Genomic DNA, 24,688 nt, shown 5'->3' on the forward strand with positions numbered 1-24,688 from the left:
CTCCGGCGGAAGGTCAGCGGGACGTGGCGGCGCCAGAAGTGGCACCAGCGGTGCGCATGCGCAGCGCGATGCGCTCGTGCAGCCACAGGAATCCGATCGCCCAGCCCATGCTCACGAGTCCCTGGTAGGCGAGGAAACCGGCCAGGTCCGAGGGCAGCCGGACCTGGCCGGTGAGCACCAGGCTCACGGAGATCTCGTGCACCAGGCGGGCGAGCGGGAAGCCCGCCAGCCAGAACAGCGCGACGGGAGCGAACCGCCCGCGCGGCAGCCGGCCCGACGCGATGAGCACGCCGAGACCGCCGCCGAGCAACGCCAACGGCACACCGAGCGCGAGCATCGTCACCAACGCCCACGAGAGGGGCTGGCCGACCAAGGCCGCCAGCCCGCCCGCAACCACACCGGCGGCGAGACCGACCACCGCACCGGGTATTGCCTCTCGGATCTCCATCAGTCCACCACGACGCCGAAGCGGACCAGGCTGTAGAACAGCATGCCGAGGTAGAACACGGCGCCCAGCCCGATGATGATGTTCGTGACCAGCTTGGGCCGGATGGGTTTGGGCAGCATCCGGTTGTTCACGAGCAGCAGCACGACGCAGTAGGCACCCATCGCGAACGTGGAGAGGAACGCCAGGACGTCGAGGATCGCTCCTGGTCCGTCCGCCGGTCCCCACAGCAGGATGATGATGCCGAACGTGATGACGCCCCACAGGAATCCCGCGTAGAGGTGCGACATCCGGAACCGCTTCGCGCCGGGCACGAAGTGGTACGCCATGTCGGCCTGGCCGCGGGAGAACGAGTCGAACAGGCCCAGCGTGGCGTTCAGGCCGATCAGCGCGATGAACCCGAGGAACACCGCACCGAGCACCGGGCCGCCCGCCGAGGCGAAGGCGTCCGACATGCCGTTGAGCGCCGCTTCCCGTTCACCGGCCTCGATCAGCGCCTTCACGTTCGGGCTCTCCCGGTTCGCAGCCTGGGCGAGCACGGTGAACGAGACCGTGACCAGCATCGTGATGCCCCAGAAGAGCAACAGGGCGTCGAACGTGACCCAGCGTCGCCAGCCCTTCCACTTCGCCATCTCGGCGGGATCCGAGGTGTCGAACATGAAGCCGCGGCTGGGCATCTGCTCTTCCTTGCCCGCGTGCCGCAACCCGCGCACCTTCGGGATGTGCGCGCCCATGCCGGCGCCGCTGTCGCGCAGGTGCAGCGTGTACCACATCTGCTGCATGCCGGACGGTCCGGCGAACGCGATCGAGCCGACGATGACCGGGAACCACGTCGCCGACAGGGCGTCCGCCGGCAGGTAGCCGAACTGGAACATGCCGGTGACGGTGCTGACCAGGTCCTGCCACGTGCCGACCATCGCAGCGACGATCGCGGTGCTGACGACCAGCAGTCCGATGAGGATGGACAGCAGGTTCTCCAGCAGGTTGTAGATGACCTTCGCCAGGCTGAAGAGCACGCCGACCAGGATCAGGCCCACGCAGGCCGACACCGTCCACGGTATGCCGGTGATCCGCTCGAGCGCCGCCGCGCCCGCGGAGAGATGGCCCGGCCAGATGTAGACGGCCATCGCCACGATGAAGAAGAACCACATGATCGGCTTGAACACGCGTGCCGCGCCGAAGAAGATGCTCTCGCCCGTCGCCATGGCGTAGCGGGCCATCTCCAGCATCACGACGGCCTGCAGGGTCACGCCGATCAGGAACAGCCATCGGATGTCCGGCCCGAAGAGCAGCACGAGCCGGGGCCACATGTAGGCCTCGCCCATGCCCACGCCGAGTGCCACCAGGAAGACGGTGGGGCCCAGCAGGTGAATCGACGGTGGCGCGTCGGGCAGTTTCCTGATGGGCATCGCTTCCAGCCTGCCCGCGGGCCAGACACGCTCCCCCTGTGGTTCTTTCTGTGACTCTCTTTGGGGCGGTGCTGACACGTCCGTGCGGGCGACCAGATTTGGATCATCCACGGTTAACAACCTCCAGAGGACCGGCTGTCTTCGTTGACCTCCCTGGCGGGTTCGCGACCGTGGGCGTGACACGGTCGCGGACGGGCCATCTCTCCCTTGCTAGAGCGTCCTGCCGCTAACCGAGCAAGCCGGCGGCCCTTGCCCACCGATACTTCGCGCCCAGCACTGCGACAGGCTTCTCCGTTGTGTACGGATACGCAACCACTCCGTTCCGGTACAGGTACTCGCTGGCCTCCTCCACCTCGACGTCACCGGCGAGCGAGGCGACGACGGGCTTGTGGATGCCGTTCGCCCGGTACTCCTCCACCACGTCGACCACGAGCTTCGCGAACACCATCGGTGGCGTGACGATGGTGTGCCAGTAGCCGAGGATCAGCGAGTGGATGCGGTCGTCCGCGAGTCCGAGCGCGATCGTGTTCCGGTACGTCGAGGGCGGTTCCCCGCCGGTGATGTCGACCGGGTTGCCCGCCGCGCCGAACGGCGGGATGAACTTCCGGAACGCCGCGTCCAGATCGTCCGGAATGCTCATCAGCGACAACCCGTTGTCCACACAGGCGTCCGAGAGCAGCACGCCCGAACCGCCCGCGCCGGTGATGATGACGACGTTCTCGCCCTTCGGCGTGGCCAGCAGCGGAATGCCCCGCGCGTACTCCAGCAGGTCGTTCAGGCCGGGTGCCCGGATCACGCCGCTCTGCTTGAGGATGTCGTCGTAGACCCGGTCGTTGCCGGCCAGTGCGCCGGTGTGCGAGCTGGCCGCCTTGGCGCCCTGGTCGGTTCGCCCGGCCTTCAGCACGACGACCGGTTTCTTTTCCGAGACGCGCTTCGCCGTCTCCGCGAAGGAACGGCCGTCCTTCAGGTCTTCCAGGTGCATCGCGACGAGCTGGGTGTTCGGGTCCTGCTCGAAGAACGTCAGCAGGTCGTCCTCGTCGATGTCGGCCTTGTTGCCCACACCCACGATCGCGCTGACGCCCATGCCCGCGGAACGGCTGAAGCCGAGGATCGCCATGCCGATTCCGCCGCTCTGCGACGACAGCGCGACACCGCCCTTGACGTCGTACGGCGTGCAGAACGTCGCCGAGAGGTTCTCCGGCGTGTAGTAGTAGCCGTAGATGTTCGGGCCGAGGATGCGCACACCGTGCTTGCGCGCGATCGAGACGATCTCGTCCTGCAGCTCCTGGTTGCCCGTCTCGCCGAAGCCGGACGGGATCATGATCGCGCCGGCGACGCCCTTCCTGCCGACCTCTTCGAGGGCGGCGGGCACGAACTTGGCCGGGATCGCGAACACCGCGACGTCGACGTCACCCGGGACGTCGCCGATGCTCGCGAACGCCTTGCGCTCGAGGATCTCGTCGGCCTTGGGGTTGATCGGGTGGATCTCGCCCTGGAACCCGCCGTTGACGAGGTTCTTCATCACCGAGTTGCCGATCTTGCCCTCTTCGTTGGAGGCACCGATCACGGCGACGGCGGCCGGCTTCATGATGCGGTTCATCGCGGTCAGGATCTCGTCCTGCGTGAACCGGTGCGGTTCCTTCGCGGCGTTCTCGTCGACCAGGATCCGCACGTCGACCGCGGTGGCACCACCCGGAGTGGCGAGCACCGGGTTGAGGTCGACCTCCGCGAGCTGCGGGAAGTCCGTGACCAGGTCGGAGACGCGGTGGATCAGGTCGGCGAGCTTGTGCGCGTCGACGCCCTGCGCGCCGCGGACACCGCGCAGGATCTCCGCGGCCGCGATGCCGTTGACCATCGAGAGCGCCTCGGACGCGCTCGTGGGCGCCAGCCGGAACGTGACGTCCTTGAGCACCTCGACGAGCACCCCGCCGAGGCCGAACGCGACGATCTTGCCGAACGTCTCGTCCGTCACCGCGCCCACGATCACCTCGTGAACGTCGTTCCCGGTCGGCAGCTGCTGCTGGACCTGGACACCGGTGATGTCGGCGTCCGCCTTGTAGTTCTTCGCGTTGTGGATGATCGTGCGGTAGCCCTCGGCGACCTCGTTCGCGCTGCGGAGGCCCACCAGCACGCCACCGGCCTCGGTCTTGTGCAGGATGTCCGGTGAGACGATCTTGAGCACGACCGGGTAGCCGATCTCCTCGGCGAACGCGACGGCGCCCTCGGACGACTTCGCCAGCGCCTCGGCCGGGGTCGCGATCCCGTAGGCGTCACAGACCCGCTTGCCCTCCGGCGCGGTGAGCGACGCCCGTCCCTCCGCCCGCACCTTCGCGAGCACGTTCTCGACCGCGGCGCGGTCGTAGCCGTTGTCCGGCATGAGATCTCGTCTCCCTAGAGGTATCAGATGACGCCGGCGGTGCGGAGTTCGGCCAGTCGTTCGCTGCTGTAGCCCAAGGCGCCCAGGACCTCGTCGTTGTGCTCACCGAGCAACGGCGAGCGGTGCACCTCGACCGGCGAGTCGGAGAGCTTGAGCGGGCAGCCGACCGTCTTGAACGTGCCGCGCTCGGGGTGCTCGACCTCGACGACGGTCTCCAGCTCGGCCAGCGTCTCGTCCTCGATGATCTCCTTGGTGGACAGGATGGGTCCGCACGGGATGTTGTGGGCGTTGAGCTTGTCCATCACCTCCCACTTGGTGTGCTTCTCCGTCCACTCCTCGATCAGCGCGAACGCCTTGTCCAGCTTGGAGAGCCGGACCTCCGGCGTCGCCCAGGCCGGGTCGTCGGCGAGCTCGGGCCTGCCGATCAGCTCGGTCAGCGGCTTCCACCCGACCGGCTGGATGATCACGTAGATGTAGTCGTTCGGGCCGCCGGGGGCACAGCGCACCGCCCAGCCGGGCTGGCCACCACCGGATGCGTTGCCGGAGCGGGGAACCTCGTCCCCGAACTGCTCGTTCGGGTACTCCCCCAGCGGCCCGTGGGCGAGCCGCTGCTGGTCGCGCAGCTTCACCCGGCACAGGTTCAGGACGGCGTCCTGCATGGCCACCTGGACGCGCTGCCCGCGCGCGGTGTTCGTCCGCTGGTACAGCGCGGCCAGGATCGCGGCCACCAGGTGGATTCCGGTGCCGGAGTCACCGATCTGCGCGCCGGTGGCGAGCGGTGGCCCGTTCTCGAACCCGGTCGTGCTCATCGAGCCGCCCATGGCCTGCGCGATCACCTCGTAGGCCTTGAAGTCGGCGTAGCGGCCGGGGCCGAAGCCCTTGATGGAGGCGTAGATGAGCTTGGAGTTGAGCTCGTGCAGCTTCTCCCACGGGTAGCCGAAACGCTCGACGACGCCGGGGCCGAAGTTCTCGACGAGGATGTCCACCTCGCCGACGAGCTTCTCGAAGATCTCCTTGCCCTCCGGGGCCTTCATGTTGAGCGTGATGCTCCGCTTGTTGCAGTTGAGCATCGTGAAGTAGAGACTGTCCACATCGGGCAGATCGCGCAGCTGGCCGCGGGTGATGTCGCCCCGTCCCGGCGTTTCCAGCTTGATGACGTCCGCGCCCAGCCAGGCGAGCAGCTGGGTCGACGACGGTCCGGACTGCACGTGCGTCATGTCGAGGACTTTGACGCCTTCCAAGGCCTTGCCGGCAGTGATTCCCATTGGCTGGCTCACCTACTTGTACATCGTCTGGTTCATGGTTCCTGGCGCGTACACGTCGGGGTCGATCCACACGTTGATCAACGAGGGCTTGCCGGACTCGCGGGCGCGCTGCAGCGCCGGGCCGATGTCCTTGGGATCGCGCACTTCCTCGCCGTAGCCGCCGAGCATCTTGGCGAACTGGTCGTACTTGACGTCGCCGAGCGTGTTGCCGACGCGCTCGCGTTCCAGGCCGTACTTGGCGGCCTGGCCGTAGCGGATCTGGTTCATGGAGGAGTTGTTGCCGACGATGCCGACGAACGGCAGGTTGTAGCGGACGAGCGTCTCGAAGTCCCAGCCGGTGAGGCTGAACGCTCCGTCACCGAAGAGAGCCACGACCTCCTTGTCCGGCCGCGCGAGCTTCGCGGCGAGCACGAACGGCACACCGACGCCGAGCGTCCCGAGTGGACCGGGGTCCATCCAGTGGCCCGGCGACTTGGGTTGCACCACCTGGCCGGAGAACGTGACGACGTCCCCGCCGTCGCCGATGTAGATGGAGTCCTCGGTGAGGAAGTCGTTGATCTCGCTCACCAGCCGGTACGGGTGGATCGGCATGTCGTCGGAGCGCAGGTGCTCCAGGCGCTTCTGCCGGGCCTTCTCCTCGACCGCCTGCAGCTCCTCCAGCCACACCTTGCGGCCCATCGCGCCGTTGTCCTCCCGGCCGGAGGCGGCCTGCGCGACGCTGGACAGCACCAGGTCCGCGTCACCGACGATGCCGAGGTCGATGTCGCGGTTCTTGCCGACGGTGCGGTAGTCGAGATCGATCTGCACGACCGTCGCGTTCGCGGAAAGCCTGCGGCCGTAGCCCATCCGGAAGTCGAACGGGGTACCGACGATGACGATCACGTCGGCGTTGTCGAAGGCGTAGCGGCGCGACAGCTGGAAGTGGTGCGGGTCGCCGGGCGGCAGGGTGCCGCGGCCCGCGCCGTTCATGTAGGCGGGGATGTTCAACGTCCGCACGAGCTCGATCGCGGAGTCCGTGGCGCGCGTCGTCCACACCTGGCTGCCCAGCAGGATCGCCGGCTTCTTGGCGTGCACCAACAGGTCTGCGAGCTTCTCGATGTCCCTCGGGTCGCCGGCGCTGCGCGTGGACGCGCGGTAGTGACCGGCCTGCGGGATGCGGGCCGTGCCGAGGGGGACCTTGGCGTCCAGGACGTCGCGCGGGATCTCCAGGAACGACGGGCCGGGCGCGCCGGCGTTCGCCTCGCGGAACGCCATCGACACCATGTCGGCGATGCGCGCGGTGTGCGGGACGTTCGCGGCGAACTTGGTGATCGGCGTCATCATGTCGACGTGCGGGAGGTCCTGCAGTGAGCCCATCTTGTGCTGGCTCAACGCACCCTGGCCGCCGATCAGCAGCATCGGGCTCTCCGCGCGGAAGGCGTTGGCGACGCCCGTGACGGCGTCGGTGGTGCCGGGGCCCGCGGTCACGACCGCGCAACCGGGCTTGCCGGTGATGCGTGCGTAGCCGTCCGCGGCGTGTGCGGCTACTTGTTCGTGTCGTACGTCGACGACGGCGATGCCCTCGTCCACGCAGCCGTCGTAGATGTCGATGATGTGTCCACCGCACAGCGTGAAGATGGTGTCGACGCCCTCGGCCTTGAGCGCTTTGGCGACCAGATGGCCACCAGAGATCGACCCAGAATCCGACCCAGCCTCCGCGGAACTCGTCATCGGCGATCAGCTCCCCTAGCGCTCGACTGTAGATTGCATACCGTATGAGGTAGGCATATCGTTACTCCGCTACCAACCGGATGTCCATAGATGGCCGCAAGTTTTCGGCGAGAGGACGTAGACGGTGGATCTTTTCGAACACGAGGCCCGGGACCTCTTCGAGCGGTACGGGGTCCCCGTTCCGCGCGGTTTCGTGGCGGACACTCCTGAATCCGCGCGCGAGGCGGCCGTGAAACTGGGCGGCACCGTCGTCGTGAAGGCTCAGGTGAAGACCGGCGGGCGCGGTAAGGCCGGTGGCATCAAACTGGCTGCATCGCCCGACGACGCGGCTGCTGCCGCCACCGCCATCCTGGGGATGGACATCAAGGGTCACACCGTGCACAAGGTGCTGGTGACCGAGGCGAGCGAGATCGCCGAGGAGTTCTACCTGTCGTTTCTTCTCGATCGTGCCAACAGGACGTTCATCGGCATGGCGTCGGTCACCGGGGGCATGGAGATCGAGGAGATGACCGACTCCATCACTCGAATGCCAGCTTCGTCCTTCGACGCAGCTGCGGTGTTTCCAGCTTCGATTGCCGACGAAGTGAACGCCGTCGCTTCCGCTTTGTGGAAGGCCTTCGTTTCCGAGGACGCCACTCTCGTCGAGGTGAACCCGTTGGCGCTCACGAAATCCGGCAGGATCGTCGCACTGGACGGCAAGGTGACGCTCGACGACAACGCCTCCTTCAGGCATTCCCGCACCGATTCAGGCGCGGAGGGTGACCCGCTGGAGGTCCGTGCGGCCGAGAAGGGCCTCAACTACGTCAAGCTCGACGGCACGGTCGGCGTCATCGGCAACGGCGCCGGCCTCGTGATGTCCACATTGGACGTCGTAGCGCTGGCCGGTGCCGCGCCCGCGAACTTCCTCGACATCGGCGGTGGCGCCTCGGCCCAGGTCATGGCCGACGGCCTCGACGTCATCCTCTCCGACCCGTCGGTGCGCAGCGTGTTCGTGAACGTGTTCGGCGGCATCACCGCGTGCGACGCGGTGGCCAACGGAATCGTGCAAGCACTCGGTCTGCTCGGCGACCGCGCCGACAAACCGCTGGTGGTGCGGCTCGACGGCAACAACGCCGAGGCCGGCCACCGCATCCTCGACGAAGCCCGGCACCCGCTGATCACCGTGGCGCACACGATGGACGACGCTGCGGGCCGTGCCGCCGCGCTCGCCGGCGCCGGTAAGGAGTCCTGATGGCGATCTTCCTCGACGAGAGCAGCCGCGTGGTCGTGCAGGGCATGACCGGGTCGGAGGGCTCCAAGCACACCCGCCGCATGCTGGCGGCCGGCACCCGGGTCGTCGGCGGTGTCAACGCGCGCAAGGCCGGCACGTCCGTGGACTTCGACGAGGTGACGCTGCCGGTGTTCGGCACGGTCGCCGAGGCGATGGCGGAAACCGGCGCGAACGTGTCGGTGCTCTTCGTCCCGCCCGCGTTCACCAAGGACGCGGTCATCGAGGCGGTCGACGCCGGGATCGGGCTCGCCGTGGTGATCACCGAGGGCGTCCCGGTCCACGACACGGCCCAGTTCTGGGCGCACGCGCAGGGCAAGTCGACGCGGATCATCGGGCCGAACTGTCCCGGCATCATCAGCCCCGGCAGGTCGAACGCGGGCATCATCCCCGCCGACATCACGAAGCCGGGCTCGATCGGGCTGGTGTCGAAGTCGGGAACCCTGACCTACCAGCTGATGCACGAGCTCAAGGACTTCGGCTTCACCACGTGCGTCGGCATCGGCGGCGACCCGATCGTCGGCACCACGCACATCGACGCGATCGCGGCGTTCGAGGCCGACCCCGAGACCGAGCTCATCGTGATGATCGGCGAGATCGGTGGCGACGCGGAGGAACGAGCCGCGGAGTTCGTGCGGGACAACGTGTCCAAGCCGGTGGTGGGCTACGTCGCCGGCTTCACCGCGCCCGAGGGCAAGACGATGGGCCACGCGGGCGCCATCGTCTCGGGGTCCTCGGGCACGGCGGAAGCCAAGAAGCAGGCCATGGAGGCGGTCGGGATCAAGGTCGGCAGGACGCCGTCGGAGACCGCCGCGCTGGCCAGGGCGATCCTGACCAGTTAGAACAAAGGGCCTTGTCCGCCACGTCGAACGAGGACGGCTTCGAGTCCATCCGGTTCGTGTTGGTCACGACCGACACGAACCGGCCGTCCTCGGTGACCAGCGTGAACGAGTGGTGGCCCGTGGGCAGGGCGCCGTTGTGCCCCCACGCCACGCCGCCGCACGTCAGCGGCAGCTTGACCAGCGCGAGCCCGTAGGCGTCGGCGGGCCCCACGTCCGCTTCATCTCGGCCAGCGCGGCGGGTGAGACGACCTGCCCGCCCAGCAGTGCCCGGTAGAACCGCTGCAGATCGTCCACTGACGCAGCAGCACGCCGGACTGGCTGGTCACGACGCCCCCTCGTCCCCGGTGATCGACACCTTATCGAGACGCACGCGTTCACTGCACGGATCCCGCCGTGAGAGGAAGATCGGCGATGTGCTGACCCAGTGGCTCCACACCGTTCCACCGCTGCTGGTCTACATCGTCGTAGGCCTTGTCGTCGGTCTCGAAAGCGTCGGGATCCCGTTGCCGGGCGAGATCGTCCTCGTCACCGCCGCGCTCATGGCCTCGCACCACGACGGCATCTCGCCGATCGTCGTCGGCGCAGTGGCCTCGGCGGGCGCGATCGCCGGCGACAGCGCCGGGTACGCGCTGGGCAAGCGGTTCGGCCCCCGCGTGTTCGGGTGGGCGGGCGAGAAGTTTCCCCGGCACTTCAGCGAGGACAGGGTCGGCCGCGCCCAGGCGCTGTTCGAACGGTACGGCGCCTGGGCGGTCTTCTTCGGCCGGTTCGTGGCGTTGCTGCGGATCCTGTCCGGTCCGCTCGCCGCCACGATGGGCATGCACTACGGGAAGTTCCTGCTGGCCAACGCTGCTGGCGGCATCGCGTGGGCCGGTGGCACGACGGTGGTGGTCTACTTCGCGGGGGAGGCGGCCGAGCACTACCTCGCCGAGTTCTCCTGGGTCGCGCTGCTCGTCGTGCTGCTCGCGGTGATCGGGTTCAGCGTCCGAGCCCGGCTCCGCCGTTCACCCCGATGACCTGCGCGGTGATGTGCCCGGCCTCGGGTGAGGTCAGGAACGTCACCGCGGCGGCGACGTCGGCCGGGGTGCCCGCGCGCCCGTTGGCGGGGTTGCCGACGAGCTTCTTGCGCCGTTCCTCGCTGAGGGTTCCGCCGAAGAACTCGGTGTCCTCGGTGACGCCGGGCGAGACCACGTTGACCGTGATCCCCCGCCCGCCCAGCGCGAACGCGAGATCCGCCGTCCACGCCTCCACCGCCGCCTTCGCCGCGCCGTAGGCACCCGAGCCGCGCCGGCCCGCGATCGACCCGAGCGTCACGACCCTGGCGTTGTCGGCGAGCCGCGGTTCCAGCGCGGTCGTCACCAGCACGGCGCTGATCACGTTGGACTCGTAGTTGGCGAACCACAGGTTCTTCACGTCCGCCAGGTTCTCCGGCGCGGGCAGGCGCCGGGTCATGTTGCCTCCCGCGTTGTTCACCAGCACGTCCACTGAGGACGGCAGGTCGCTGAGCGCCGCCTGGACGGCGTCCGGGTCGGACGCGTCGAACACCACCGCCCGCGCGCCGATCTCCTCGGCCGCCGCCTTCAGGACGTCCTCCCGCCTGCCCGTGATCACCACGTCCAGGCCCTGCTCCACGAGCCGGGCCGCCACCGCCCTGCCGATGCCCGTGCCGCCGCCGGTCACCACTGCTGTTCGTGTCATGCGATCTTTGATAACAGTCGAATACATGCAGGTCGATCGGCCTGTCAGCCCATCGGGGTTCACGTGTGTGACTAGGCTGCTCAGGTCAGCACAACTGGGGAGTTTTTCAATGACAACTCACGTTCTGGAAACCGACGGCGCGGCCATCACGTACGACGTGCACGGCGAGGGCGGCCGCCCGTTGATGATGATCGGCCAGCCCATGGACGCGAGCGGTTTCACCGCGCTGCGCGCCCGGTTCCCCGACCGCACGGTGATCACCTACGACCCCCGCGGACTCGGCCGCAGCACGAGGTCGGACGGCCGCACCGACAACAACCCGGAGACGCAGGCCGCCGACGTGCACGCGGTGATCCAGGCGGTCGGCGGGCCGGTCGACATGTTCGCGTCCAGCGGTGGCGCGGTCACGGCGCTCGAACTCGTGGCGACCTACCCGGACGACGTGGTCACGCTGGTCGCGCACGAGCCGCCGATCATCGACGTGCTGCCCGACGCGGAGGCCGCCCGACGTGCCCGCGACGGGTTCATCGACGCCTACTTCGCCGGCGGAACCGGTGCGGGCATGGCGCAGTTCATGGTGATGTCGTCGTGGCAGGGCGAGTACACCGACGAGTACTTCGCCCTGCCACCGGCCGACCCGGCGCAGTTCGGCATGCCGGCCGAGGACGACGGCACCCGCGACAACCCGTTGCTGTCGCGGAACTCGCTCGCGATCACCGACTACCAGGTGAAGGTGGACGCGCTCGCGGCCGCGCCGACCCGCATCGTGATCGCCGTGGGCGAGGAGACGGGCAACGCGTTCACCGCGCGCACGGCCGTGCACACCGCGAAGCTGCTCGGCCAGGAGGTCGTCGTCTTCCCCAGCCACCACGGCGGGTTCATGGGCGGCGAGTTCGGCTACGCGGGCAAGCCCGAGGAGTTCGGCGTCAAGCTGCGCGAAGTGCTCGGCTGAGGATCACGTCGGCGGCCCTTCCAGCGCCGCCGCCGTTCGCGATGGCGGCACGCATCCGGTCGAGGTTCTGCCGGATCGTGCCGCTCTTCGCGACCCGCTCGACCGCCGCGCGCAGGCCGGCGTGGTCGTCGACGCGTTCGCCGAGCCCGAGTTCTGCCACGCGATCGGCGTTCAGGACCTGTTCCGGCGTCTGCGGAACGACGACGAGCGGCACACCCTGGTGCAGAGCCTCCATGGTGGAGTTCATGCCGCCGTGGCTGATGAACACGTCGGCGTGCTTGAGCACCGCGGGCTGCGGGAACCACGGCCGCACATCGATGTTCTCCGGCACCGCGCCAACATCGCGCGCGGTCATCGCGACCTGCCAGGTGCCGTCGCCGAACTGGTCGACGCACGCCGCGTAGAAGCCGGCGTCGCTCATCACGGAACCGAGCGAGATGTACAGCAGCGGCAGATCCGTGCGGCGCGGTGACCACTCCTCGTCCAGGCGGCTGCCGAGCACCGGGCCGACGAAGTGGAACGACTCGTCGAACGTCTCCCCGAACGGCTGGAACTCGCGAGGCAGGAACACCACGCTGCACGCCTCCGGTGCCTCCACCGTGCTCCACGGGTCGAGCTCGACGCCGTGTCCGGCCGCGAACCGCGCGGTGTCCTCGGTGAGGTACCGGTCCAGGTCGACGTCCATCACCTTGTAGTGCTCGTTGGACGCGGTGTGCGGCATGGTGCGCACCGCCGGGATGCCGAGCTTGCGTGCCACCAGCCGCGCCGGCCAGTTCGTCGCGTCGTAGCAGATCAGGACGGGCCGATCGGTCCGGCAGCGGTCGAGCAGCACAGGGTAGGTGGCGCTCATCGCCCTGAAGTAGTGCGGAAACCACTCGTCGATCGGGTTGGCGGTGACCGGGCGGAAGTCGGGCAGCGCGGGCAGCTCCACCCAGCGCGCACCGGCAGCCGTCACGGCTTCCGCGTGTTCGGCGCCGGTCGCGTAGTCGACCTCGGCACCGCGTTTCACGAGCTCCTCGACCACCGCGAGGGTCGGTGTGACGTGGCCATGTCCAGCGAGTGTGACGAACAGGATCCCCATCTCCCCGATCCTGCCGAACACTGTCAAACGCATTTTCGGGCTCGAGTAACGTGGGATGGAGTTGATCAAGTACAGGGGGCGTTGTGGCAGAACGTGTCGTCGAGACGGGACAGGTCCGGCTGTGGAGCGAGGACCTCGGTGATCCGGCGGCTCCGCCGATCTTCCTGATCATGGGCGCCAACGCGTCCGCGATGGGATGGCCGGACGAGTTCGTCGAGCTGCTGGTCGGCGGCGGGTACCGGGTGATCAGGTACGACCACCGCGACACCGGCAAGTCGACGACGGTGCCGGACGCCACCTACGACTTCACCGACCTCGCCCAGGACGCGCTGGCGGTGCTGGACGCCCACGGCGTCGACAAGGCTCATGTCGTCGGCGTGTCGATGGGCGGTCTCATCGGCCAGCTGCTGGCCGTGGACCACCCCGGGCGTCTTCGGTCCCTCACGCTCGCCCTCACCGGTGCCCTCGACATGGGGACGACGGACGAGACGCAGCCGGACAACGGCGAGCGCATCAGCAGGATGATCGCGCTCGCCGAGCCGGGAGCCGACGTGGAGTCCGAGCTGGAACGCCGGGTGGCGCTCTGGCGGGAGCTGCACGGGGACAAGCTGCCGTTCGACGCGGCGGAGTACCGGCGGCTGGAGGAACGCGCGATCGCGCACGCGGGCACGTTCCTCCCGGCCACCGGACACGTGCGGCTCGGAGCCACGCCGCTGCCGCGTGGCGCGGAGGACCTGCGCAAGGCCGAGACTCCGACGCTGGTGCTCCAGGCGAGCGAGGATCCGTTCTACCCGCTCGGTTTCGGCCGTCACCTGGCAGGTCTGCTGCCGGACGCGCGGCTGCTGGAGCTCGACGGCATGGGACACAGCATCCCGGCCACGATGCATTCCGTGCTGGCGGACGCGATTCTCGAGCACATCCGCCTGCGCTAGCGCAGGAAGGCCTCGATCACCTCGGCCACGCGCAGGCCGCTGTCGAAGTTCGCCAGGTCGCGCGGGTGTTCACCCCGCACGGCCTGCGCGAACAGCGTGAGCCGCGAGTGGTCGGAACCGGTCTGCGTCAGCGGCACCGGCTCCCACGCGCCGCCGTCCGAAGTGGACAGGTCTGCCCACTGGTCGAGGCGCAGCGAGCGTTCGGTGCCCCACACGGTCCACTCGTAGATCTCCGGCCCGGCCAGTCCGGAGAACGCGGACACGTGCACCGGCACGCCGCTGCCCCGCAGCAGGCCGCGTGCCGCGACCTCGGCGGCGCCGGTTTCGGGGAAGTCCGCCGACACCGACTCGACGGTGAGGGGGCCGAGCAACCGGTCGGTGAGGTAGATGAAGTGCGACAGCACCTCGCGGACGAATCCGCCCTGCTCGTCTCGCGCGAGCCACGCCGCTTCCGCCTGGAACGCACGTGGCCAGCGCGGGAACTGCAGCCTGATCTCGACGCCCCGCAGTGCGCCGAGCTCCAGCAGCTGGCGTTCGATCTCCAGTGTGGCGACCATGTCCGACAGTGCGAAGTTCACGGCGTTCGCCCGTCCCCTGGCGGCGCCGGCCATCGCCCGCGCCTCGTCGAGGTCGACCGCGAGCGGTTTCTCGCAGAACACCGCCTTGCCCGCGGCGAACGCCTTGGCCGCGAGCTCGGCGTGCAGCGCGGGCGGGGTGGCGATGTACACCGCGTCCACTTCGGACAGCACGTCGTCGAGCGAGGTGACGACGGGGACGTCGAGGGTGCGGGGTGCGACGTCGACGCCCGCGACCACGGTGTAGTCGGGGTGTGCCCGCGCCGCCGTCAGCATCCGGGTGCCCATGGCGCCCAGGCCGACGACGGCGAGGCGAATCGGATCGGCGGTCATGTGCCTATTCTGCAGGGGCCCAGGCTCGCGACAGCTTGACCCGCGCGCCGGTCTGCAACAGCGACCCGGTGTAGAGCCTGGACGCGACCAGCAGGATCGCCACGACGGTGGCCGCCAGGATCCCGAGCGACAGCAGTGCCTCCCACGGTTGCGCCTGCTGCGCGAACATCCGCACCGGCATCGCCACCCCCGCCGTGAACGGCACGTACGACATGACGGCGAGCACCGCCGCGTTGTCGAAGAAGAACTGGACGCCGAAGTACGGGCCCATCACCGCGAGCATCACGAGGCCCATCGTCGAGCCGAGGTCCTCCTGACGGCTGACCAGCGCGCCCGCGACCGCCCACATCGACGAGATCAGCACGAACCCGAGCATCAGGAACGGCACGAACCACCCCAGCGCCGGCACCACCACGGCCAGCAGCTCGCCCAGTCCGGCGACCCGCAGCGCGATCGGTGCCGCGAGCGCCAGCACCACGACCTGGCCCAGCGTGAGGATCGTGTGCCCGAGGATCTTGCCGGCGAGCAGCGCCCGCACCGGCACCGTGGACACCAGGATCTCGACGATCCGGGTCTGCTTCTCGGTCACGGTGCTCTGCGCGATGGCCGCGCCGCCCATGCCGAACATCAGGAACACCAGCCCGAACACGAGCACCGTGACGAACCTCTGGCCGGAGTTCACCGCGGAGGCGTCCAGCAGCTCGACCGGCGGCGAAGCGACGAGCTGGCGGATCACGTCGTTCGGCGGGTCGTTCAGCGCGATGACCTTGATCCCGCTGCCGTCCGGCACGATCGCCGCCTCGACCTCGTCGGCCCTGACCAGTTCCGAAGCCGCCTGGACGTCCGCGACCTCGCGGACGTCGAGCGCCTTGCCCTGCACCACCTGCACGGCCGAGCCGACCGCCGCGACCTTCGGGTCGTCGTCGCCGAACACGGTCGGCAGCACGGTCAGCGCGAAGAGGCCGACGATCGTGGCGACGAACCCGATCCAGAACCCCTTGGTGGTGACGAAGGTCTTCATCTCGCGTTCGGCGACGAGCCAGGTCGCCTGGGAGAAGGAAGCACGAGCCATGTCAGATCACTTCCTTGAAGATCTCGTCGAGCGTGGGGACGACCGGCGTGAACGAGCGGACCTCGCCGCGCTTCACCGCTTCGGCGAGCACCCGCTGGGGTTCGGCCTCGAACACCGCGCGCGGCCCGTCGAGCTCCAGGATCGTCGCCCCCGGGACGTCGCGGACCCAGCCCGCGTCCTCGGCGACGACGATCTCGTAGCGGGTGCCCGCGTGGTTCTGGCGCAGTTCCTCGCGCGATCCGTTCGCCGCGATCCGTCCCTTTGAGATGATCACGACGTCGTCGCAGAGCCGTTCCACGATCGCGAGCTGGTGGCTGGAGAACAGCACCGGCACGCCGTTCGCGGCCCGCTTGCGCAGCACGTCCAGCACGGTCTCGACGGCGATCGGGTCGAGGCCGGAGAACGGCTCGTCGAGGATCAGCACGTCCGGGTCGTGCACCAGCGCGGCGGCGATCTGCACGCGCTGCTGGTTGCCGAGCGACAGCTGCTCCAGCCGGTCGTTCGCACGTCCGGTCAGCTCCAGGTCTTCGAGGAGCTGGTCGGTGTTGCGCTCCGCGACCGTCCGGTCGACGCCGTGCAACCGCCCGAGCCAGGTGATCTGCTCGCGCACCTTCATCTTCGGGTACAGCCCGCGCTCCTCCGGCATGTAGCCGAAGTGCGGCCTGCGTTGCGGAGTGACCGGCTCCCCCTGCCAGCTCACCGTGCCCCCGTGCGCGGCGAGCACCCCCAGCACGATCCGCATCGTCGTCGTCTTGCCGGATCCGTTCGCCCCCAGGAAGCCGGTCATCCGGCCGGGCTTCACGTCGAAACTCACCTCGTCGAGGACGCGGTGGTCGCCGAAGCTCCGGCTGATCCCCCTCACAGTCAACATGGGAGGAACGGTAGGCGGCCTCGTTCAAGATCGCGTCCGCCACGGGGCATCATCCGCGCGGAGGACTCCTTACGGACTAACGGGCTCCGACCGTCACGCCGAGGCGGTGGCCTCCTGTGTAGACGTTCATCGACGTGCCGCGCAGGAACCCGACCAGCGTCAGGCCCATCTCCTCGGCGAGGTCCGCCGCGAGCGACGACGGCGCGGACACCGCGGTGAGTACCGGAATCCCGGCCATGACAGCCTTCTGCACCAGCTCGAACGACGCCCGGCCGCTGACCATCAGCACGGTGCCGGTGAGCGGCAGCCGTCCGCCGCGGGTGGCCCAGCCGACGACCTTGTCCACCGCGTTGTGCCGGCCGACGTCCTCGCGCAGGCACAGCAGGTTGCCCCGGTCGTCGAACAACCCGGCCGCGTGCAGGCCGCCGGTCCGGTCGAAGACCCGTTGCGCTGCACGGAGTTTGGTCGGGAACTCGGTGATCAGCTTCGGGTCGAGCCGGATCGGGTCGGCCGCCACCTGCCAGGTCGCGGTGGTGCGCACGGCATCCAGGCTGGCCTTGCCGCAAAGGCCGCACGACGACGTGGTGTAGAAGTTGCGCTCGATCGACGGATCCGGTGGCGCGACACCTTCTGCGAGGCCGACGTCGAGCACGTTGTAGGTGTTGGTGCCGTCCGCCGTGGCACCCGCGCAGTAGCGGATCGACGCGATGTCGGACGGGTTGCGCACCACGCCCTCGCCGACCAGGAAGCCCGCGGCGAGGTCGAAGTCGTCACCAGGCGTACGCATGGTCACGGCGAGCGACCTGCCCCGCACCCGGATCTCCAGCGGTTCCTCGACCGCGAGCGTGTCCGGCCGCGCGACGGCCGCGTCGTCCACCAGCCGCACCACGCGCCGCCTGCTCGTCACCCGTCCCATCGCCTGCCTCCCTGCAGATCGCGACGCACTCGCCGAGCAGCCGCCGCAACACCTCGTCCCCGCTCATCGCCCGCACCGCCCTGGCCACCACCAAGCCGCGCGGCCACCACCGCCGCGCGGTGATCCCGCTCCTGCGCACGCAATGGGCGACCAGTTCCTCCGCCGCCGGAGCCTTGTCCGTGCCGATCATCTTGACGGCGAGCGGCAGCAGCTTGCGTCGTCCGTCCGTTGTGGACTGATCGTTCACGCACCGCGCCACACAGGCCAGCACCGGGTGCACGCAGGCCGGTCGGTCCGACCACACCTCGCCCGCGAGCACCGACGTCAGCTCCAACAGGCAACACCCCTCGGCGGGCGTCCGGTGCCAGCCCTTCGTCAGGACCGGTACCCGGCTCACAGCCGCGGCCTTCCCGGCTGCGAGAGGTGTCGCGTGAGCACCGCGCCCGCCAGCCCGAGCACTCCGGCTGCGACGAAGGCGAACTCGGGCCCCTGCGAGGCAAGGACGATCGCCGCGAGGAGCGCTCCGGCCGCCTTCGCCGTGTAGAGCACGCCGAAGTTCTGCGCCCCGTTCGTCTCGCCGAAGTACTCCCGCGTGACGCCGACCAGCAACGAGTAACAGCACCCCGTGCCCAGTCCCGCGAGCGTTGCTCCCACCAGCAACCCGATGACGTTGCCGGAGTACAGCAACACGAACTGCGCCAGGCCTCCGGTCGCCAGCGTCCAGACCAGCGCCTTCCTGCGGCCGATCCGGTCGGAGATCCACCCGACGAGCACGCGCCCGGTGCCCGTGGCCGCCGCGAGGGTCGCCAGCGCGACCGCCCCGAGCACCTTGTCGCCCACGAACAACGGCAGATAGGCCAGGTCGTAGAGCGAGACCGCCGCCGCGAACGCCACACCGCCGTACAGCCACCAGAACGTGCCACACCGCATGGCCTCGTGCGTGCGGAACTCCTTGAGCGCGAACCGGTTCGGCACCCGAGCCCGGTCCAGCGCCCACTCGCGCGGCGACACGTTCGGCGGCCACCAGTGCTCGGGCGGATCCTTCATCACCACCCCGGCCGCGGCGACCACCGCGGTGATCGCGATCGCGGCCTGCGTGAGGAACCCGCCGACGTCGCCGAGCAGGAACCCGGCGGCGAGCACGAACGGCACCGACCCGTACGCGAAGGCCCCGCTGACGAAGGCGACCTTCCTGGTGACGCGCTCCGGATACCACCGCACGATCGTGCCGAGGCACGTCGCGTAGACGAGGCCCGCGCCGATCCCTCCGAGGACGGAGTACCCGACGAGGTGTCCCTGCCCGAGCGTCACGAGCCCCGCACCACACAGGACCGCGCCGATCCACATGGCCCCGGCCGCCGTCAGTCTCTTCTGCTGCCGCAACCAGGCCGCCGGAAACGCCGTGCCCGCCTGGCACAACGTCCACAGCGCCAGCGCCCAGAACAACTCCGGCACACTCCACCGGTCCTGCAGCTGAGGGATCAGCGCGCCGAACCCGTACTGCCCGATGCCGGCCGCGAGCATCGCCGCCCAGGCCGCCCACAACACCGCGCGGCGCGACCGCCCCGACACCTCGACGTCGGTCTCCCCCACCCGGTAGAGCCTGCCGACGTGATCACGTAGGTAAGTCGCGACTGGCATGCCCTTCACCCCGTCCCGAGGATTGCATACAGTATGAGGTAGGCTATACCACGGGAGCCCTGATGAACATGCCCTGGAATCTCGCCCGCCAGACGGCGCGGGAAGCGGCCAAGCCGCTGGAGGCCGTCGAGGTCGCGCTGCCGGACGCGCTCGGCCTGGCCCTCGCGTCCGGTGTGCGGGCGCTGGCGAGCCAGCCGACCTGCGACACCTCGGCGATGGACGGCTACGCGGTGGCCGGACCAGGGCCGTGGACCGTCGTTGGGCGGGTGGCCGCTGGTGATTCGGTGCCGGAGGTGCGGCTGCGCGCGGGTGAGGCGTTCGGGGTGGCGACGGGTGCGCCGGTGCCGGACGGGTCGGACTCGGTGATCCCGGTGGAGCTGTGCTCGGTCGAGGCCGGGGTGCTCCGGGAGGCTGCGGGCGGGGCAGCGGACCGTCGGCCCGGCGAGTCCCGCCAGGCGCCGAACCGCCCGCCCGGCGACCACGGCGAGTCCCACCAGGCGCCGAACCGCCCGCCCGGCGACCACGGCGAGTCCCACCAGGCGCCGAACCGTCCACCTGGCAAGCACATCCGCCGCCGCGGCGAGGACTGGTCAGCGGGTGACGAGCTCGTTCCCGCCGGTTCCCTCGTCTCCCCCGCCGTCCTGGGCCTCGCGGCAGGCGCGGGCCACGACACCCTCCTGGTCCACCGCCGCCCCCGCGTCGCCGTGGTCGTGACCGGCGACGAGCTCCTCCACGCCGGCCCGCCCCGCCCCGGCCGGGTCCGCGACGCGATCGGCCCGATGCTCCCCGGCCTGCTCACCGGAGCCGACCTGTTCGGCACCACCCACCTGCGCGACGACCCGTCCGCCCTGGCCGACGCGCTGACCTTCGACCAGGCCGACGTGCTCGTCACGTGCGGCGCCACGTCCGTCGGCCCGGCTGACCACCTCCGCCGGGTGCTGGCCGACCTGGACGCCGAGGTGCTGGTCAGCGGCGTCGCCTGCCGCCCTGGCCACCCGATGCTGCTCGCCGTCCTGCCCGACGGCCGCTGTGTCGCGGGCCTGCCGGGCAACCCGTTCGCCGCACTGGCCGCGGTCCTCACCCTGCTCCGGCCGCTGCTCGACACCCTCGGCGGTCAGGCGATCCGGGCGCCGGTCACCGCCTGGCTGGGCGACGCCGGCGCACATCCTCACGACACGCGCCTGGTCCCGGTCACCAGAGCCGGCGTCCCCGTCGGGCACGACCGGCCGGGATCGCTGTGGGGTGCCGCGCTCGCCGACGCCCTCGCGGTCGTGCCGCCCGGCCACCGGGGCGGCGAGGTCGAGCTGCTGCCGTTGTGACTCAGGCGGGCCAGCCGGTGTAGCCCTCCGCCAGGTACCGCGACCCCGCCTCCGACCCCACCACCGATGCCAGCTCACCGAGCTGCCGCCGCACGTCGAAGCCGGTCGCGCCGGGCAGCGCGTGCAGCATCGTCGTCATCCAGTACGAGAAGTGCTGCGCCTTCCATACGCGTTCCAGCGCGCGCGGCCCGTACTCGTCCAGCGCGTCGCTGTCGTTCTTCAGCAACGCGCGTTCGATGACCTCGGCGAGCACCCGGACGTCCTGCAGCGCCAGGTTGAGTCCCTTCGCGCCGGTGGGCGGCACGGTGTGGGCGGCGTCGCCGGCGAGCAGGAGGTTGCCGTGGCGCATGGGTTCCGCGACGAAAGAGCGGAAGCGCAGCACCGTCTTCTCGGTGATCGGGCCCTCGTTCAGCGTGAAGCCGTCGGGGCCCGCCACCCGAGCCTGCAGCTCCTCCCAGATGCGGTCCGAGGACCAGGCGGCGGGATCGGTCTCCGGATCGCACTGGAAGTACATGCGCTGGTGGGTCTCGGTGCGCTGGCTGATCAACGCGAACCCGCGCGGCGAGTGCGAGTAGACCAGCTCCGGGGCGCTGCGCGGCGCCTCGGTGATGATGCCGAACCAGGCGAACGGGTACTCGCGGAAGCTGTGCGTGCGCACGGACTCCGGTACTTCGGCGCGGCAGATCGACCGCGAGCCGTCCGCCCCGACGAGCAGGTCGCAGCGGACTTCCTGGTGGACGCCGTCGCTGTCGGTGAAACGGATCGCGGGCCCGTTGATGTCGACCGACGTGTCGCTGACGCCGAACCGCACGTCGCCGCCGTCGCGGGCACGGGCGTTGGCGAGGTCGACGAACACGTCGGTCTGCGGGTACAGCCACACCGATTCGCCCACCAGCGCGCGGAAGTCGATGCGGTGGCTCTCGCCGCCGAACCGCAGATCGATGCCCTCGTGCGGATGGCCGTCGCGCAGCACGCGGTCGGACACGCCGGTGTCGACGAGCAAGCGGGCGCTGTCGGCTTCGAGGATGCCGGCGCGGACCGTGTTCTCGATCTCCACGCGGGTCCGGCAGTCGACCACCACGCTGCCGATCCCGTTGAGCGACAACAGATGTGACAGCATCAGTCCGGCCGGCCCCGCGCCGACGATGCCGACCTGGGTGCGCGTCATGACAGCTCCTTGGTGAGCGGGACGTCCAGCAACGACTGGAGATCGGTGAACTCGATGCCGTGCAGATCGCGCACGACGACACCGTTCTCGGTGATCAGGAAGGTCGCGAGGCCGGCGTACACGCTGCTGACGCACCGCAGCCCGGTGAGCGGATACGTGCACTCTTCGAGCAGTTTCGGTTTTCCGCACGTCCGATGTGGACGATCCGATTGACGTAGATGCCCTGCGTGCAACGTGTTCGGGGTAGATTTCCCCGAACTCCCCGACCTGCACGACGATGGTCGTCGCGGCGGCCATGATCGGTCCGAGGTTCCCGAACCGGCCGGCCCGGTGCGCCCTCGCCGGCGCCCGCCCCGATGGCCGCACCGCCGGCCCTGATCCGTTCAGCGAGATTCCCCTGCGGCACCAGGTCGAGCCCGACCGTCAGCCCTTCCGCCCCGCTGTCGAGCAACGCCTCGATCAGCTGCACCGGCTCCCCGGTGGGCCCGAAGCCACCGATCAGCACGGTCTCCCCGTCGGCGGTGCCCGCCACGGCCTCGCACGCGTTCACGCTTCCTCCTCCAGCACCCGCCGCGCCACCGCGAACGCGTGGTTGGCCGCCGGCACCCCGCAGTAGATCGCGCTCTGCAGGATCACCTCACCGATCTCCTCCACGCTGAGCCCGTTCCGCCGCGCCGCCGCGACGTGCAGCCCGAGCTCCTCCCAATGCCCCCGCGCGATCAACGCCGTGAGCGTGATCGCACTGCGCATCCGCCGATCGAGCCCTGGCCGCGTCCAGATCTCGCCCCAGGCGTAGCGCGTGATGAAGTCCTGGAAGTCCCGCGTGAACTCGTCCGGCGCGGCCCGATCGACATGCGCGTCCCCGAGCACCTCACGCCGAACCTTCATGCCGTCGTCGTACGACACCGCATCTCCTCGAGCACCCGCACCAACACCGCCGCCACTCCCGCCGGATCCTCGGCGGGCGGCAGATGCCCACACCCGGCGAGCACCACGTCAGCCGTCTCCGGCGACACCACGACGTCGTGCTCTCCCACCAGCACCCGCACCGGTGTGGTGGCCTCGCCCGCTTCGAACCGGCCCAGCGCCTCACAAGCCAGCGCGTACGACTCGTTGTCCGCATCGGCCAAGGCCCGCAGCAACGCCCCCGCGACCCGCGGCGCCCGCTCGACGAACCCCGGCGCGAACCACCGCTGCGCCGATCCCTCGACCATCACCGGCGTGCCGGCCCTGCGCACCAACTCGGCGCGCTCCCGCCACATCGCGGGCTCCCCGATCCGCGGCGCGGCCCCGATGCACACGACCGCCTCGAACGGACTCTCCGCCCGCGTCGCCAGCTCGAACCCGACAGCGCCGCCGAACGACACCCCGGCGTACACAACCGGCCGATTCCCGGCCAGCGCCTCGACGCACGTGGTCAGCTCTCCGGCGAGGTCCTCGACGGTGAACGGCGCCGCGGCAGGCGTGCCGGACCCGTGGCCGGGCAGATCCCAGCCGATCACCTCGAACTCGCCGGGCAGCACCATCGCGCAGTCCCGCCACAGCAACGCCACCGACGTGCCCAGCGAGGGCCCGACCACCAGCAACCGCTCCGAGGCCTCCGAACCGGCCAGCCTCGTCAAGCTCAGCTCAGTCGCCATTTCTGTCAGACCCCTCTGAGACGATTGGAGTGGGGACCTCGTGCTCCCCCCGGAGGGGGCCGAATCGGGATCGATTCCGACGGAGCACCTCGTCCACGAACGACTCGGCCATCCCGAGATACGCGGCCGGATCCGTGCCGCCACCCCGCTCGGCCAGCAGATCCTCAGCGGCCTCGGCGGCCCGGCGCGCCATCACGCCGGCGTGCACCTCAAGCCCTTCGGTCAGCTCCGCGGCCTGCGACGCCGCCACCACCGCGAGCTCCATCAACCCGCGCAGCGCCGGCCACTCGGCGTGCCAGGCCCCGTCGGGCCGCTCGTCCACCGCCCGCGCCGAGCACAGGTGCAGCTGCGCCCCGAGCTGCGGAGCCTGCAGAGCAGCGCTGTTCACCAGCACCGACAGCACCGGATTGCGCTTGTGCGGCATGGTCGACGACCCACCTCGCCCCGCCACGGCTCCCTCGCGGACCTCGCCGATCTCCGGCCGCCCCAGGGTCAGCACGTCCGCGGCCATCACGCCCAGCGCGTCGCACGTCCGCACCAGCGCGTCCCCGAGACGCGTGACCGGCGCACGGTAGGTGTGCCAGGGCATCCCGGGCCACACGAGCCCCAGGTGCTCGGCGAACGAAGCAGCCGCCGCAAGCGGGTCCACCACCGACGCCGCACGTGACAACGTGCCCGCCGCACCCCCGCACTGCACGGGCAGGTTTCGCGACACCGCGTCCAACTCGTCGAGGGAGTCCAGCACTCCCACCAACCACCGCGCTGCCTTCAGCCCGAACGTGATCGGCACGGCGAACTGGGTCAGCGTGCGTCCGGCCATGACGCTCGACCGGTGCTCATCAGCCAGCCGGGCGAGCGCGGCACCGACTCGCGCCAGATCGGCCGAGACACGCGACAACACATCGCGCGCCAGCAGCATCAGCGCCGTGTCGAGCACGTCCTGACTGGTCAGTCCGGTGTGGACGTCGCCGGAGACCTGGGATCGCAAGGCCGACACCAAAGGCAGAACCGGGTTCCCGGCGGCCTCGACCTCGGCCGGGTCCAGCACGGGTGTCCAGGAACCCAGCGACACCGGCGTGCCGAGGACCCGTGCCCAGGCGACCTCGACGTCCAGCATCGCCCGGACCAGTGCCGTGTGATCGACCAGTCCGGCGGCGCGATAGGAGCCCGGCAGCACG

Annotated in this window: 26 protein-coding genes; 7 read left to right on the forward strand and 19 right to left on the reverse strand. The window is 69.8% G+C overall.

What is annotated here, in order from left to right:
* Positions 1-13: 13 nt before the first annotated feature.
* The 5 genes from C8D87_RS06015 to C8D87_RS06035 form a co-directional block, all read right to left on the reverse strand.
* On the reverse strand, positions 14-448 hold the full coding sequence (locus tag C8D87_RS06015) for a hypothetical protein (RefSeq protein WP_146771633.1): 435 nt from the start codon (positions 446-448) through the stop codon (positions 14-16).
* Complete coding sequence (locus C8D87_RS06020; protein ID WP_109636333.1) at positions 448-1,854, reverse strand: Nramp family divalent metal transporter; 1,407 nt, start codon at positions 1,852-1,854, stop codon at positions 448-450. Before C8D87_RS06020 ends, C8D87_RS06015 begins: the two co-directional genes overlap by 1 nt.
* A 226-nt stretch (positions 1,855-2,080) precedes the next feature.
* Positions 2,081-4,231 (reverse strand): acetate--CoA ligase family protein, encoded by a 2,151-nt coding sequence (locus tag C8D87_RS06025; RefSeq protein ID WP_112225824.1) that lies wholly within the window; start codon positions 4,229-4,231, stop codon positions 2,081-2,083.
* A gap of 23 nt (positions 4,232-4,254) precedes the next feature.
* The gene (gene frc / locus C8D87_RS06030; protein ID WP_109636331.1) at positions 4,255-5,496 is read right to left on the reverse strand and encodes a formyl-CoA transferase; all 1,242 of its coding nucleotides are present in this window, start codon (positions 5,494-5,496) and stop codon (positions 4,255-4,257) included.
* A gap of 12 nt (positions 5,497-5,508) precedes the next feature.
* Positions 5,509-7,206, reverse strand: coding sequence for a thiamine pyrophosphate-binding protein (locus C8D87_RS06035; RefSeq protein WP_112225825.1), 1,698 nt, complete (start codon positions 7,204-7,206; stop codon positions 5,509-5,511).
* A gap of 124 nt (positions 7,207-7,330) precedes the next feature.
* Here C8D87_RS06035 and sucC point away from each other — a divergent pair, with 124 nt between their 5' ends.
* From sucC to C8D87_RS06055, 4 genes are all read left to right on the forward strand, one after another.
* Entirely contained in the window at positions 7,331-8,437 is a 1,107-nt protein-coding gene (gene sucC / locus C8D87_RS06040) for an ADP-forming succinate--CoA ligase subunit beta (RefSeq protein WP_112225826.1), read from the forward strand.
* Entirely contained in the window at positions 8,437-9,315 is an 879-nt protein-coding gene (gene sucD / locus C8D87_RS06045; protein WP_112225827.1) for a succinate--CoA ligase subunit alpha, read from the forward strand. The genes sucC and sucD overlap by 1 nt, the downstream gene beginning before the upstream one ends.
* Before the next feature lie 11 nt (positions 9,316-9,326).
* Positions 9,327-9,509 carry a hypothetical protein gene (locus C8D87_RS45725; protein WP_170166320.1) on the forward strand — a complete coding sequence of 61 codons (183 nt, stop codon included), beginning with the start codon at positions 9,327-9,329 and terminating at the stop codon, positions 9,507-9,509.
* A 219-nt stretch (positions 9,510-9,728) separates the two neighbouring features.
* On the forward strand, positions 9,729-10,328 hold the full coding sequence (locus C8D87_RS06055) for a DedA family protein (RefSeq protein ID WP_112225828.1): 600 nt from the start codon (positions 9,729-9,731) through the stop codon (positions 10,326-10,328).
* On the opposite strand, the gene C8D87_RS06060 is transcribed toward C8D87_RS06055, so the two are convergent.
* A complete protein-coding gene (locus C8D87_RS06060; RefSeq protein WP_112225829.1) occupies positions 10,291-11,010 on the reverse strand; it encodes an SDR family NAD(P)-dependent oxidoreductase in 720 nt (239 codons plus the stop codon). The two genes, C8D87_RS06055 and C8D87_RS06060, sit on opposite strands and share 38 nt — an antisense overlap.
* Positions 11,011-11,119: 109 nt before the next feature.
* Between C8D87_RS06060 and C8D87_RS06065 the strand changes: the two genes are divergently transcribed.
* Entirely contained in the window at positions 11,120-11,962 is an 843-nt protein-coding gene (locus C8D87_RS06065; protein WP_112225830.1) for an alpha/beta fold hydrolase, read from the forward strand.
* Here the strand turns inward: C8D87_RS06065 and C8D87_RS06070 are convergent.
* A complete protein-coding gene (locus C8D87_RS06070) occupies positions 11,937-13,043 on the reverse strand; it encodes a macrolide family glycosyltransferase (protein WP_112226292.1) in 1,107 nt (368 codons plus the stop codon). The genes C8D87_RS06065 and C8D87_RS06070 overlap by 26 nt on opposite strands.
* Before the next feature lie 83 nt (positions 13,044-13,126).
* Between C8D87_RS06070 and C8D87_RS06075 the strand changes: the two genes are divergently transcribed.
* Positions 13,127-13,975, forward strand: coding sequence for an alpha/beta fold hydrolase (locus C8D87_RS06075; RefSeq protein ID WP_112225831.1), 849 nt, complete (start codon positions 13,127-13,129; stop codon positions 13,973-13,975).
* On the opposite strand, the gene C8D87_RS06080 is transcribed toward C8D87_RS06075, so the two are convergent.
* The 6 genes from C8D87_RS06080 to C8D87_RS06100 form a co-directional block, all read right to left on the reverse strand.
* Positions 13,972-14,883 (reverse strand): Gfo/Idh/MocA family protein, encoded by a 912-nt coding sequence (locus C8D87_RS06080; protein WP_112225832.1) that lies wholly within the window; start codon positions 14,881-14,883, stop codon positions 13,972-13,974. The two genes, C8D87_RS06075 and C8D87_RS06080, sit on opposite strands and share 4 nt — an antisense overlap.
* 4 nt (positions 14,884-14,887) lie before the next feature.
* Positions 14,888-15,955, reverse strand: coding sequence for an ABC transporter permease (locus C8D87_RS06085; protein ID WP_112225833.1), 1,068 nt, complete (start codon positions 15,953-15,955; stop codon positions 14,888-14,890).
* 1 nt (position 15,956) lies between these two features.
* Positions 15,957-16,826, reverse strand: a complete 870-nt coding sequence (locus tag C8D87_RS06090) for an ABC transporter ATP-binding protein (protein WP_109636320.1) — start codon at positions 16,824-16,826, stop codon at positions 15,957-15,959.
* Between the two features lie 76 nt (positions 16,827-16,902).
* Positions 16,903-17,703, reverse strand: a complete 801-nt coding sequence (fdhD, locus tag C8D87_RS06095) for a formate dehydrogenase accessory sulfurtransferase FdhD (protein ID WP_233441922.1) — start codon at positions 17,701-17,703, stop codon at positions 16,903-16,905.
* Positions 17,597-18,139, reverse strand: a complete 543-nt coding sequence (locus tag C8D87_RS47470; protein WP_233441923.1) for a hypothetical protein — start codon at positions 18,137-18,139, stop codon at positions 17,597-17,599. The genes fdhD and C8D87_RS47470 overlap by 107 nt, the downstream gene beginning before the upstream one ends.
* The gene (locus tag C8D87_RS06100) at positions 18,136-19,383 is read right to left on the reverse strand and encodes an MFS transporter (protein ID WP_112225835.1); all 1,248 of its coding nucleotides are present in this window, start codon (positions 19,381-19,383) and stop codon (positions 18,136-18,138) included. Before C8D87_RS06100 ends, C8D87_RS47470 begins: the two co-directional genes overlap by 4 nt.
* Positions 19,384-19,445: 62 nt before the next feature.
* Here C8D87_RS06100 and C8D87_RS06105 point away from each other — a divergent pair, with 62 nt between their 5' ends.
* Positions 19,446-20,702, forward strand: a complete 1,257-nt coding sequence (locus C8D87_RS06105; protein WP_215732192.1) for a molybdopterin molybdotransferase MoeA — start codon at positions 19,446-19,448, stop codon at positions 20,700-20,702.
* A 1-nt stretch (position 20,703) separates the two neighbouring features.
* On the opposite strand, the gene C8D87_RS06110 is transcribed toward C8D87_RS06105, so the two are convergent.
* The 6 genes from C8D87_RS06110 to C8D87_RS06130 are packed head-to-tail and all read right to left on the reverse strand — an operon-like array spanning position 20,704 to position 24,687.
* Positions 20,704-21,870 (reverse strand): 4-hydroxybenzoate 3-monooxygenase, encoded by a 1,167-nt coding sequence (locus C8D87_RS06110; protein ID WP_112225836.1) that lies wholly within the window; start codon positions 21,868-21,870, stop codon positions 20,704-20,706.
* On the reverse strand, positions 21,867-21,992 hold the full coding sequence (locus tag C8D87_RS48500) for a hypothetical protein (RefSeq protein WP_267899834.1): 126 nt from the start codon (positions 21,990-21,992) through the stop codon (positions 21,867-21,869). The genes C8D87_RS06110 and C8D87_RS48500 overlap by 4 nt, the downstream gene beginning before the upstream one ends.
* The gene (locus C8D87_RS06115; protein ID WP_325049625.1) at positions 21,965-22,420 is read right to left on the reverse strand and encodes a CoA-transferase; all 456 of its coding nucleotides are present in this window, start codon (positions 22,418-22,420) and stop codon (positions 21,965-21,967) included. Before C8D87_RS06115 ends, C8D87_RS48500 begins: the two co-directional genes overlap by 28 nt.
* Entirely contained in the window at positions 22,417-22,758 is a 342-nt protein-coding gene (locus C8D87_RS06120) for a carboxymuconolactone decarboxylase family protein (protein WP_109636492.1), read from the reverse strand. Before C8D87_RS06120 ends, C8D87_RS06115 begins: the two co-directional genes overlap by 4 nt.
* The gene (locus tag C8D87_RS06125) at positions 22,755-23,510 is read right to left on the reverse strand and encodes an alpha/beta fold hydrolase (protein ID WP_112225837.1); all 756 of its coding nucleotides are present in this window, start codon (positions 23,508-23,510) and stop codon (positions 22,755-22,757) included. The genes C8D87_RS06120 and C8D87_RS06125 overlap by 4 nt, the downstream gene beginning before the upstream one ends.
* Positions 23,500-24,687 (reverse strand): lyase family protein, encoded by a 1,188-nt coding sequence (locus tag C8D87_RS06130; protein WP_233441924.1) that lies wholly within the window; start codon positions 24,685-24,687, stop codon positions 23,500-23,502. Before C8D87_RS06130 ends, C8D87_RS06125 begins: the two co-directional genes overlap by 11 nt.
* Position 24,688 lies beyond the last annotated feature (1 nt).

This window comes from Lentzea atacamensis (assembly GCF_003269295.1).
Taxonomy (GTDB): Bacteria; Actinomycetota; Actinomycetes; order Mycobacteriales; family Pseudonocardiaceae; genus Lentzea; species Lentzea atacamensis.

What these genes read in the sequence shown, in the direction of transcription:
- C8D87_RS06015 (WP_146771633.1), bottom strand. Translation starts at nt 448, where the DNA reads ATGGAGATCCGAGAGGCAATACCCGGTGCGGTGGTCGGTCTCGCCGCC.
- C8D87_RS06020 (WP_109636333.1), bottom strand. Translation starts at nt 1,854, where the DNA reads ATGCCCATCAGGAAACTGCCCGACGCGCCACCGTCGATTCACCTGCTG.
- C8D87_RS06025 (WP_112225824.1), bottom strand. Translation starts at nt 4,231, where the DNA reads ATGCCGGACAACGGCTACGACCGCGCCGCGGTCGAGAACGTGCTCGCG.
- frc (WP_109636331.1), bottom strand. Translation starts at nt 5,496, where the DNA reads ATGGGAATCACTGCCGGCAAGGCCTTGGAAGGCGTCAAAGTCCTCGAC.
- C8D87_RS06035 (WP_112225825.1), bottom strand. Translation starts at nt 7,206, where the DNA reads ATGACGAGTTCCGCGGAGGCTGGGTCGGATTCTGGGTCGATCTCTGGT.
- sucD (WP_112225827.1), top strand. Translation starts at nt 8,437, where the DNA reads ATGGCGATCTTCCTCGACGAGAGCAGCCGCGTGGTCGTGCAGGGCATG.
- C8D87_RS06060 (WP_112225829.1), bottom strand. Translation starts at nt 11,010, where the DNA reads ATGACACGAACAGCAGTGGTGACCGGCGGCGGCACGGGCATCGGCAGG.
- C8D87_RS06065 (WP_112225830.1), top strand. Translation starts at nt 11,120, where the DNA reads ATGACAACTCACGTTCTGGAAACCGACGGCGCGGCCATCACGTACGAC.
- C8D87_RS06070 (WP_112226292.1), bottom strand. Translation starts at nt 13,043, where the DNA reads ATGGGGATCCTGTTCGTCACACTCGCTGGACATGGCCACGTCACACCG.
- C8D87_RS06080 (WP_112225832.1), bottom strand. Translation starts at nt 14,883, where the DNA reads ATGACCGCCGATCCGATTCGCCTCGCCGTCGTCGGCCTGGGCGCCATG.
- C8D87_RS06085 (WP_112225833.1), bottom strand. Translation starts at nt 15,955, where the DNA reads ATGGCTCGTGCTTCCTTCTCCCAGGCGACCTGGCTCGTCGCCGAACGC.
- C8D87_RS06090 (WP_109636320.1), bottom strand. Translation starts at nt 16,826, where the DNA reads ATGTTGACTGTGAGGGGGATCAGCCGGAGCTTCGGCGACCACCGCGTC.
- C8D87_RS06100 (WP_112225835.1), bottom strand. Translation starts at nt 19,383, where the DNA reads ATGCCAGTCGCGACTTACCTACGTGATCACGTCGGCAGGCTCTACCGG.
- C8D87_RS06105 (WP_215732192.1), top strand. Translation starts at nt 19,446, where the DNA reads ATGAACATGCCCTGGAATCTCGCCCGCCAGACGGCGCGGGAAGCGGCC.
- C8D87_RS06110 (WP_112225836.1), bottom strand. Translation starts at nt 21,870, where the DNA reads ATGACGCGCACCCAGGTCGGCATCGTCGGCGCGGGGCCGGCCGGACTG.
- C8D87_RS06120 (WP_109636492.1), bottom strand. Translation starts at nt 22,758, where the DNA reads ATGAAGGTTCGGCGTGAGGTGCTCGGGGACGCGCATGTCGATCGGGCC.
- C8D87_RS06125 (WP_112225837.1), bottom strand. Translation starts at nt 23,510, where the DNA reads ATGGCGACTGAGCTGAGCTTGACGAGGCTGGCCGGTTCGGAGGCCTCG.